At 70.5% G+C, this 9,546-nt stretch carries 13 protein-coding genes; 4 read left to right on the top strand and 9 right to left on the bottom strand.

All coding sequences use genetic code 11. The annotated features are described in order from the left end of the window. Positions 1–136: 136 nt before the first annotated feature. From ACWD4B_RS33755 to trpS, 3 genes are all read right to left on the bottom strand, one after another. Positions 137–964, bottom strand: coding sequence for a YihY/virulence factor BrkB family protein (locus ACWD4B_RS33755; RefSeq protein WP_451424351.1), 828 nt, complete (start codon positions 962–964; stop codon positions 137–139). Between the two features lie 19 nt (positions 965–983). Next, a complete protein-coding gene (locus ACWD4B_RS33750; RefSeq protein ID WP_451424350.1) occupies positions 984–1,583 on the bottom strand; it encodes a 2'-5' RNA ligase family protein in 600 nt (199 codons plus the stop codon). A gap of 114 nt (positions 1,584–1,697) precedes the next feature. Then, positions 1,698–2,711 carry a tryptophan--tRNA ligase gene (trpS, locus tag ACWD4B_RS33745; protein WP_451424349.1) on the bottom strand — a complete coding sequence of 338 codons (1,014 nt, stop codon included), beginning with the start codon at positions 2,709–2,711 and terminating at the stop codon, positions 1,698–1,700. 102 nt (positions 2,712–2,813) lie between these two features. Here trpS and rocD point away from each other — a divergent pair, with 102 nt between their 5' ends. Next, positions 2,814–4,019: an ornithine--oxo-acid transaminase gene (gene rocD / locus ACWD4B_RS33740; RefSeq protein WP_451424348.1), complete on the top strand. Its 1,206-nt coding sequence runs from the start codon at positions 2,814–2,816 to the stop codon at positions 4,017–4,019. Between the two features lie 65 nt (positions 4,020–4,084). Here the strand turns inward: rocD and ACWD4B_RS33735 are convergent, their stop codons facing one another. Then, positions 4,085–4,327, bottom strand: a complete 243-nt coding sequence (locus ACWD4B_RS33735) for a hypothetical protein (RefSeq protein WP_451424347.1) — start codon at positions 4,325–4,327, stop codon at positions 4,085–4,087. Positions 4,328–4,338: 11 nt separating this feature from the next. Continuing rightward, the gene (locus ACWD4B_RS33730; protein ID WP_451424346.1) at positions 4,339–4,641 is read right to left on the bottom strand and encodes a hypothetical protein; all 303 of its coding nucleotides are present in this window, start codon (positions 4,639–4,641) and stop codon (positions 4,339–4,341) included. Between the two features lie 345 nt (positions 4,642–4,986). Between ACWD4B_RS33730 and ACWD4B_RS33725 the strand changes: the two genes are divergently transcribed. Further along, the gene (locus ACWD4B_RS33725) at positions 4,987–5,397 is read left to right on the top strand and encodes a hypothetical protein (protein ID WP_451424345.1); all 411 of its coding nucleotides are present in this window, start codon (positions 4,987–4,989) and stop codon (positions 5,395–5,397) included. 50 nt (positions 5,398–5,447) lie between these two features. Here ACWD4B_RS33725 and ACWD4B_RS33720 read toward each other — a convergent pair whose 3' ends face one another. Continuing rightward, entirely contained in the window at positions 5,448–6,653 is a 1,206-nt protein-coding gene (locus ACWD4B_RS33720) for a glutathionylspermidine synthase family protein (protein ID WP_451424344.1), read from the bottom strand. A gap of 5 nt (positions 6,654–6,658) precedes the next feature. Further along, a complete protein-coding gene (locus tag ACWD4B_RS33715; protein WP_451424343.1) occupies positions 6,659–6,994 on the bottom strand; it encodes a hypothetical protein in 336 nt (111 codons plus the stop codon). An 86-nt stretch (positions 6,995–7,080) separates the two neighbouring features. Between ACWD4B_RS33715 and ACWD4B_RS33710 the strand changes: the two genes are divergently transcribed. Then, complete coding sequence (locus ACWD4B_RS33710; protein WP_451424352.1) at positions 7,081–7,971, top strand: hypothetical protein; 891 nt, start codon at positions 7,081–7,083, stop codon at positions 7,969–7,971. Here ACWD4B_RS33710 and ACWD4B_RS33705 read toward each other — a convergent pair. Together ACWD4B_RS33705 and ACWD4B_RS33700 are read right to left on the bottom strand one after the other, a co-directional pair. Beyond that, positions 7,912–8,106 (bottom strand): DUF397 domain-containing protein, encoded by a 195-nt coding sequence (locus ACWD4B_RS33705; RefSeq protein ID WP_451424342.1) that lies wholly within the window; start codon positions 8,104–8,106, stop codon positions 7,912–7,914. The two genes, ACWD4B_RS33710 and ACWD4B_RS33705, sit on opposite strands and share 60 nt — an antisense overlap. Continuing rightward, the gene (locus tag ACWD4B_RS33700; RefSeq protein WP_451424341.1) at positions 8,103–8,873 is read right to left on the bottom strand and encodes a helix-turn-helix domain-containing protein; all 771 of its coding nucleotides are present in this window, start codon (positions 8,871–8,873) and stop codon (positions 8,103–8,105) included. The genes ACWD4B_RS33705 and ACWD4B_RS33700 overlap by 4 nt, the downstream gene beginning before the upstream one ends. Positions 8,874–9,051: 178 nt before the next feature. On the opposite strand from ACWD4B_RS33700, the gene ACWD4B_RS33695 reads away from it, so the two are divergent. Then, positions 9,052–9,375 carry a hypothetical protein gene (locus ACWD4B_RS33695; RefSeq protein ID WP_451424340.1) on the top strand — a complete coding sequence of 108 codons (324 nt, stop codon included), beginning with the start codon at positions 9,052–9,054 and terminating at the stop codon, positions 9,373–9,375. The last annotated feature ends 171 nt before the right edge of the window (positions 9,376–9,546 follow it).

The following is a 9,546-nucleotide window of genomic DNA, read 5'->3' as shown; positions in this document are numbered from 1 at the left end:
AACTGCGCGATCAGCCACGACGCTCCCGCAGTCGAGGTCCCCGGGGCTTCGCCCCGGACCCCTGGGGTGGTGCGTCGGCTGCAGGCCGGTGGGGGCTGGTCGCGCAGTTCCCCGCGCCCCTGACGGGGCGCCCCGCTTACGGGGTGCGCCGTGTCGCCGTCCACGCGCCGCAGGCCAACGTCAGCTTCGCCGTGAAGCTGATCCACAGCAGCAGCGCGACCGGCGTGCCGAAGGCCCCGTACATGCTCCTGGCGGCCACCCCGCGCAGATAGCCGCTCAGCACGAGCTTGAGCACCTCGAAGCCGACGGCCCAGATGAGCGCGGCCACGGCGAGGCGGCGGCGCTCCGGGTGCACGCCGGGCAGCCGCGAGAGCACGTAGAGCATCAGCAGGAAGTCGGCCAGCACGGCAGCGCAGAACCCGGCGGCGGTGAGGAAGGAGCCGCCGCCCACGCCCGTGTGCTCCACGACCCAGCCGACGGCGGCGGTCGCGAAGGCGGAACAGCCGACGGACACCAGGGCGACCGCCCCCAGGCCGAGCAGCACGGCCGCGTCCTTGAGCTTGAGCAGGACGACGTTCCCGGGGTCCTCCTCCAGCTCCCACACGGCCCGCAGGCACTCGCGCAGCTGGCCGACCCAGTTGATCCCGGTGAGCAGGAGCAGGGCTCCGGCGATCAGCCCGACGGTGCCGGCGTTGTTCGTGAGCGACCCGAGGTCGAGCCCGGGCACCTGCTCGGCGATCCGGTGCTGGAGGTCCTTGCTCTGTTTCTCGCTGAGCAGCGCGGCGGTGACGGCCGCGCCGACGGTGATGAGCGGGAAGAGGGCCAGGAAGCTGGTGAAGGTGATGGTGGCGGCGAGCCGGTTCCACTTGACCCGGGTGAGGGTCTCGTAGGCGTGCCAGGCGTGGGTGCGGGTCAGGCGGGTGTAGGCGGGGCCGATGACGGGTAGCTGGGTGAGCCGGTCCATGCGGGCTCTTCTACCCGATTCAGGGCACCTGCGGTGCGGCTCCCGGCAGCAGTGAGCCGCCCTGCCGCGGCACGGCGGGCGTCACGGCCGGCGCGGATCCGCGAAAGGGAAAGTCCCGCTCCAGCCGCCACACACCGTCCTCCCCCTGTTCGTAGAGGGCGAAGCAGCCCGTCGTCCACTCCGCCTCGTAGTCCGCGAGCTCCGCGTACGCCCGGTCCATCGCCTCCTCGGCGATGCCGTGCGCCACGGTCACGTGCGGGTGGTACGGGAACTGCAGCTCGCGCGCGACGGGGCCCGACCCGTCGCGGATCCGCTTCTGCAGCCAGGCGCACGAGGACGAGCCCTCGACCACGTTGACGAAGACGACGGGCGACAGCGGGCGGAACGTGCCCGTCCCGGACAGCCGCATGCGGAAGGGCCGGCCCTGGGCGGCGACCCCGGCCAGGTGCTCCTCGATCGCGGGCAGCGACGACGCGTCGACCTCGGTGGGCGGCAGCAGGGTCACGTGCGTGGGAATGCCATGGGCGTGCGGGTCCCCGAAGCCCTCCCGGCGCTTTTGGAGAAAGCTGCCGTACGGCTCCGGGACCGCGATCGAAACGCCGAGCGTCACGGTTCCCATTGCGTTCTCCCTCCTGCTGCTCCTGTGCACCGGTATGTGCCCGTGGTCAGTGTGGCGGCTGTGCCGGGTCCGCGGCCAGGTTCCCTGGTCCCGGGGGCCGGGGGACCAACGGCCTCAGTGCTTGGCGGGCAGGAAGCCCACCTTGTCGTAGGCCTGGGCGAGCGTCTCGGCCGCGACGGCGCGGGCCTTCTCCGCGCCCTTGGCCAGGACGGCGTCCAGGGTCTCCGGGTCGTCCAGGTACTCCTGCGTACGGGCGCGGAACGGGGTCACCCACTCCACCATCACCTCGGCGAGGTCGGTCTTGAGCGCACCGTAGCCCTTGCCCTGGTACTTCTCCTCCAGTTCCGGGATTCCGGTGCCCGTGAGCGTGGAGTAGATGGTGAGCAGGTTACTGACGCCCGGCTTCTGCTCGGGGTCGAAGCGGATCACGGTGTCCGTGTCGGTGACCGCGCTCTTGATCTTCTTCGCCGAGACCTTGGGCTCGTCGAGCAGGTTGATCAGGCCCTTGGTGGTGGAGGCCGACTTGCTCATCTTGGCCGTCGGGTCCTGCAGGTCGTAGATCTTCGCGGTCTCGCGGACGATGTGCGCGGACGGGATCTTGAAGGTCTGGCCGTAGGTGCCGTTGAAGCGCTCGGCGATGTCGCGGGTCAGCTCGACGTGCTGGCGCTGGTCCTCGCCGACCGGCACGGAGTCGGCCTGGTAGAGCAGGATGTCGGCGACCTGGAGGATCGGGTACGTGAACAGGCCGACGGTGGTGCGGTCGGCGCCCTGCTTGGCGGACTTGTCCTTGAACTGGGTCATGCGGGAGGCCTCGCCGAAGCCGGTGAGGCAGTTCATCACCCAGGCGAGCTGCGCGTGCTCGGGGACGTGGCTCTGGATGAAGAGGGTGCAGCGCTCCGGGTCGAGCCCGGCGGCCAGCAGCTGGGCCGCGGCGATGCGGGTGTTGGCGCGCAGCTCCATCGGGTTCTGCGGCACGGTGATCGCGTGCAGGTCGACGACCATGTAGAAGGCGTCGTGGGTCTCCTGCAGAGCCACGTACTGGCGGATGGCACCGAGGTAGTTCCCGAGGTGGAACGAGCCTGCAGTGGGCTGGATACCGGACAGGGCGCGCGGACGATCAAGGGCCATGCACACATTCTCTCAGGTGCGGCGGCGGACTCGGGCCGACGGTGGGCGACAGGGGTGTAGAAAAGGCGGCAGCAGCATGCACCGACCCGAACGGAGCACGTGTTGACGTCCACAGAACGCAGCATCGCCGCCGCCGAGGAGCACAGCGCGCACAACTACCACCCGCTGCCGGTCGTGGTGGCGACCGCGCAGGGCGCATGGATGACCGACGTCGAGGGCCGCCGCTATCTCGACATGCTGGCCGGCTACTCGGCCCTCAACTTCGGGCACGGCAACCGCCGTCTGATCGACGCGGCCAAGGCCCAGCTCGACCGGGTGACGCTCACCTCACGGGCCTTCCACCACGACCGGTTCGCCGACTTCTGCGCACAGCTGGCCGCGTTGTGCGGCATGGAGATGGTGCTCCCCATGAACACCGGTGCGGAGGCGGTCGAAACGGCCGTGAAGACCGCGCGCAAGTGGGGCTACCGGGTCAAGGGCGTGCCGGACGGCCGGGCGAAGATCGTCGTGGCGGACAACAACTTCCACGGGCGCACGACCACGATCGTCTCCTTCTCGACGGACCCGGAGGCGCGGGCCGACTTCGGCCCCTACACCCCCGGCTTCGAGATCGTCCCCTATGGCGACCTGGCGGCGCTGGAGGCCGCGGTCGACGAGCACACGGTGGCCGTGCTGCTGGAGCCGATCCAGGGCGAGGCGGGGGTGCTGGTGCCGCCCGCGGGCTACCTGGCGGGGGTGCGCAGACTGACGGCCGAGCGGAACGTCCTCTTCATCGCGGACGAGATCCAGTCCGGCCTGGGCCGCACGGGAAAGACGTTCGCGTGCGAGCACGAGGGCGTGGTGCCCGACATGTACGTGCTGGGCAAGGCGCTGGGCGGCGGCGTGGTGCCGGTCTCCGCGGTGGTCTCGTCGAAGGATGTCCTGGGCATCTACCGGCCCGGCGAACACGGTTCCACCTTCGGGGGGAATCCTCTGGCGTGCGCGGTGGCCCTGGAGGTCATCGCCCTCCTGCGCTCCGGCGAGTACCAGGACCGGGCGACGGAACTGGGCGACCACCTGCACCGCGAACTCAACCGCCTGACCGCCTCCGGCGCGGTGACCGCGGTCCGCGGCCGCGGCCTGTGGGCGGGCGTGGACATCGCCCCGTCGCACGGGACGGGACGGGAGATCTCGGAGCGGCTGATGGAACGCCGGGTGCTGGTGAAGGACACCCACGGCTCGACGATCCGCATCGCGCCGCCGCTGGTCATCTCCAAGGAGGACCTGGACTGGGGCCTGGAACAGCTGCGGGCGGTGCTGGGGGGCTGACGGGGCTTAATTACGGTCACGCTGCCGGGCCTTGGCGGGGGCGCGGGCCCGGCGGCGCCGCACAATCAGCCCAGGGTGATCAGCCGCAGCACGGTGATCGTGAGAACTTGCGGATCGGGGCTCACCTCGTAACGCACGATCGCAACGCCCCCGACAGCGCTGTCCCGCCGGTTCCGATCCCCTCCGACTGCCGACGATCCACAGCCGTACGGGTCGGCCCCCAATGCGGCCATACCGTCGTTGAACGCCTTCTTCCGCTCCGGCGGAATCGTGTCCCTCCCCGCCCGGGCCTCGTCGGTCCAGGCCACACGGTATGCACTCAACCGGCGCTCCTCCACGCGTCGTCACTCTCACTGTCGAATGTCACGCCCGAGAAGTCCCCGGCCCTGACGCGATCGGCCAACTCGGCCTCGGCAGCGTCCTGATCGGTGGGGATCCTCATGGCCCAACGGGCCAGCAGGAGCGGAAGATCGGCAGCCTCGGCCTGCTCGACCTCCGTGTTGAAGCCCTCCCGCATCTCGGCTGGCAGGGCTTCGCGGATGCCCAGGATGGTCGAGGGCAGTTCGACGGGGCCTCCCGTCATGTGCATCACGAACGACTTCGCACGGGCCATCTTCGCCACTCTCCTCGACGCTGCGGGTTGGTGTGCTGTGCGCAAGAGGTTGTGCACCACGGGGCATACACAGTATCCGCGCGTACCGCTTGCGCACGGTGTTCGTCGCTCACTCGGCGAACGTACCTCCGGCGGGATTTCCGCCCCCACGCCGCTTCACACGTTCGAGGCCAGTGCCGACAGGCCCGCAGCGCCCTCTCGTGGCACCGGCTACCCTCCCGGGCCCCGCTCCGGGGCGCCCGTCGCTCACGGACGCACCCGACGGACACCTGGTGCACGTGCAGCGGTGACCCGGACTGTCCCGGTTCGTTCTCCTTGCGAAGCTTGTCGATTCGCGCCGAAGGAGAACCTCCCATGCGCCTCCGTTACGCACTGGCCCCCCTGGCCGCCGCCCTGTCCGTCGCCGCCGTCGCCCCGCTGGACGCGGCGGCGGCCGACGCTCCGGCCGCGCGGCCCATCGTCCCCGAGGCCGTGGCGCTGAACGCGCAGGCCGATCTGCCGAAGGCCTCCGACATCCGGGAGCTCGACAAGGAGCTCACCGCACCGGAGGCGGCACCTGCTCCGCAGGCGGCGCCGCAAGCCGCCCCGCAGGCCAAGGCGCCTGCGGCCAAGCCCGCGGCCAAGAAGGCGCCGATGCCCTCGCCCGACGGGGGCGAGGAGGAGGGCGGCCCGGAGCGCGCACCCGACGGCGGGCCGCTCGCGCCGCTCCTCGGTGCGCTCCAGAACGTGCCGCTCCTCGGCGGGCTGCTGGGCGGTGGCCACTAGCACGTCGTCTGCGGGCGCGTCGTGGTCGATCGCGCAGTTCCCCGCGCCCCTTACGGGGCGATCACGTGCGGGACGAACCTCGCGTACCCGTCCGTGATCAGACCCGCCGACTCGCGGATGCCCAGCCCGGCCGGCTCGTCCTCCACCGTCCACGCGCCCAGCACCACACGGTTGCCGTCGAAGTCCGGCAGCGGGGCCAGCTCCTGGTAGCAGCAGGGTTCGTCCCGGACCACCGGGTCCGGGGCGCCCTGCGCATGGAGCGTGACGCCCGCGCCCTCGCGCCCCAGCAGCGGCTTGGCCACGTACCCCGTCGTACGGGCCAGCTCCCGCGGGCCGTCCAGATAGGCCGGCAGCAGGTTCGGGTGCCCCGGGAACAGCTCCCACAGCACCGCCAGCAGCGCCTTGTTGGACAGCAGCATCTTCCACGCCGGCTCGATCCACAGCGTCGAGCCCGTGCCCCCGCCGTTGTCGAGCGTGTCCAGCACGTGCGGACCGAACTCGTCCGTCGCCAGCCACTCCCACGGGTAGAGCTTGAAGCAGGCCCGTATGAACCGCAGCGACTTGTCCACGAAGCGGCCCGACAGCGGGTCCCAGCCGATGTCCTCCATCGAGATCGCCTCCGTCGCGATGCCGGCCTGCCCGGCCGTCTCGCGCAGGTACGCGACCGTCATCAGGTCCTCGCCCAGCTCGTCCCCCGCCGAGTGCGCGAAGTGCACGGGCGCGCCCGGCGGCAGCAGCGGCGCCTGCCGCCGCCACGCGTCGACCAGCCGCTCGTGCAGCGAGTTCCACTGGTCGGTGCCCGGCACGTCCCCGAACCGGTCCTCCATCCAGAACCACTGCGCGCTCGCCGCCTCCACCAGGGAGGTCGGGGTGTCGGCGTTGTACTCCAGCATCTTGGCGGGCGCACCCGTGCGCCCGTCGTAGTGCAGGTCGAACCGCCCGTAGAGGGAAGGGAGTTCGTCACTGCGCACCCATGCCTCCGCGACGAGCGCCGCCAGCCGCGGGTCCGTGATGCCGAGCTCCGCGAACCGCTCCTTCTCGACGATGTGGCCCGCCGCCTCCAGGCACATCCCGTGCAGCTCCGCCACCACCGCCTCCAGCGCCTCGACCTCCGGCAGCGTGAAGGAGTAGTACGCGCTCTCGTCCCAGTACGGGCGCAGCGAACCGTCCGGGTGCCGGCACAGGGGATAGATCAGCCCCTGCTCCTCGACCGTCGCCTGCCAGTCCGGGCGCGGTGCGATGCGGTGCCGCTGCATCGCGCTCAGCCGCCCGCGCCGTGGCCCGAGCAGCCGAAACCGCCCCGGTTGACGGCCTGGCTCTTCGTGAACGTGCCGCGGTCCGCATACCCGCTGGAACGGTCCGACCCGTAGTACCAGCGGCCGGCCCCGCCGCCACCCGTGGCCCCGCCGCCCTTGTTGTCCTTGCACGCCTTGCTGTCCAGGACCTTGTAACCCTTGGACACGTCATAGCTGTTCGGGTCGACGCACCGCTTGTCCGGCTCCGAACCGCAGGACGTCAGGGCCGTGGCGAGCAGACCCATTCCGCCGAGTATGACCGTGCTCGACCGCCAGCGACGTGGTTGTCCTGACTGTCCCATCTTTTTTCGCCCCCGTGTACTGAAGAGTGCGGCCCACCCTAGACCCGCCCTCCGACACCCCTAGAGTCGGTCCCGTGATCCTCGGAATGCTCTGCGCTCTCGGCACCGCCGTCTGCTTCGGCACCGCCTCCGTCCTCCAGGCCGTGGCGGCTCGCGCCACGGCCCCGGGCAGCGGGTCCGGCGTCGACGCCGTGCTGCTGATGCGGGTGGTGCGGCAGTGGCGCTACGTGGCCGGGCTCGCGCTCGACGCGCTCGGCTTCGTGCTCGAAGTCGCCGCGCTGCGGCTGCTGCCGATCTACGCGGTGGGCGCTGCGCTGGCTTCGAGTCTGGCGGTCACCGCGGTGACCGCGTCGCGGGTACTGCGGACCCGCCTGAGCGGCATCGAGTGGGCCGCCGTGCTCACCGTGTGCGGCGGGCTCGGGCTGCTCGGCCTCGCCTCCGGTGCGGAGGGGCACGAGACGGGGTCCATGGCCCTGAAGGTGGGCACGCTGTGCGTGGGCTTCGCCGTGCTGGCCATCGGTGCCGCCGGTGGGCGCCTCCCCGGACGGGCACGGCCCGCCGTGCTCGGGCTGGGCGCGGGCGTCGGCTTCGGGGTGGTCGAGGTCGCGGTGCGGCTCGTCGACGACGTGTCGCCTGCGGCGGTGCTCACCAACCCTGCGGCCTATGCGGTGTTGGTGGGCGGCGGTTCGGCGTTCCTGCTGCTGACGTCCGCACTGCAGCGGGGTTCCGTGACGGCGGCCACGGCCGGCATGGTCATCGGCGAGACCCTCGGCCCCTCCCTGGTGGGCGTCATCTGGCTCGGCGACCGCACCCGGGAAGGGCTCGCACCCTTGGCGGTTGCGGGGTTCGTGCTCGCGGTGCTGGGGGCGCTGGCGCTGGCGCGTTTCGGGGAGGCGCCGACGGAAACGGTGCCTCTTTCAGAGGGTGCGGACGAACTTGGCCCAGGCCACGTGCGGGAGGAGCAGGGCGGGGCCTGAGGGGGCCCTCTTGCTGTCGCGGACGGCTATAGCGGCTTCGCCGCCGGGTATGTTGTCGGCTATCTCCAGGCAGTCCTCTTGGCCACTGCTGTACGTGGACTTGCGCCAGTTCGCGCTGCTCAGGTCGGCTCTCATCTGCCGAATTCCTCCATTGCCATTTCAATGTGCTTGATAGACGCGGTCGTTGAAAGCGCGGCTGCATGTACGAGGTGGTACCGATAGGAGTGTTGCGCCACCTCTCTGCGATCCCGCACGATGCCGGTCAAGGACGGTGAGCCTTCGAGGTACACCACATCCGGGGAGTTGTCGAAGGACAACACCGTCACCGAACCACCCATGGCGGCATGGCAACCCGCCGCGAACGGTAGAACTTGCACCTCGACGTTCGGTGACGCAGCAGCCTCCAACAGGCGCCCCAACTGTTCACGCATGACTGCAGCGCCACCGACCCAACGGCGAATCACCGCCTCGTCGAGCACGGCCCACAGCAGTGGAGGAACGTCCCTGGCCAGGACGGCTTGTCGCGCCATCCGCGCGGCTACCTTTTCCTCGATTTCACCTGGGCCACACCATGGCAACGCGTGACGCATCAGCTCACGGGCATACGCCGGAGTCTGCAACAACCCAGGCACACAGTGGGCCAGGTACTTGTGGATGGCGGCAGCCCTGGCTTCGTAGTCCTTGTACTTGCGATACGCGTCCGTCGGCGGGAACCGCTTGATGTGATCCCAAAGGTCGCGCAAGTCGCCGTCCGCCCCCAGGAGCTTGTCCAGCTGATCCGAGACGTCCTTGGTCGGGATCTCGTTGCCCAGTTCGTACTGAGCAATACGACTGTGGGCAATAGGGATCATGTCGCCCAACTGCCTCTGCGTCCAGCCCGCCCGGATGCGCAGCTTGCGCATCTTCGCCCCGTACAGGGCGGGGAGGGACACCGACGGGTCAAGTTCCTTGGGTGCAGGCACCGTTCATGCCCCCAATTTTCGGGTCGAGGCGGCGAAAGCCGTTACCCCTGGCGAGCGTAGCCCCACGCCCCGACACTGACACCGGAACGGAGAACACACCCCACCACCGAGGTACCCCATGCCCACTCCCCCACACGTCCGAGCGGCCGCCGCCCAGGCGGCCCGCGACCTGCACGACGCGTTCCGCGCGCACGGCTGTGCCGTCGAGGTCGTACCGCAGCCGCCCGTGAACGGGCAGGTGTACCTCGCCATCTACGACCCGCTGAGCGGCACCGAGGCCCGGCTCCTCACGGCAGCGCTGCAGGCGTACCGGCCGCCGCCCTGCGAGGAATGCCGCACGTACAAGCGCACGTGGGCGGAGGCGGTGCGAACCGCCAACGGCTCGGCCGCAACGGAGACGTTGCGGGCGATGGGCGTGCACCAACGGCACGCCCATTCCTGAGGGTATGGGACCGGGGCTCACACAGGCGCCGCCGGCCCCCACGCGCCATCCCAGCACGGCCCATTGTGGTGCGCCCCGTCAGGGGCGCGGGGAACTGCGCGATCAGCCACCGACGGCCAGCAGATCGGAATAGCGCGGAGGAGGGGAAGAGAGGGGGTGGGGGGGTGGTGA

The sequence above is a fragment of the Streptomyces sp. NPDC002536 genome (assembly GCF_053594995.1).
This window is presented reverse-complemented; position numbering and strand designations above follow the sequence as displayed.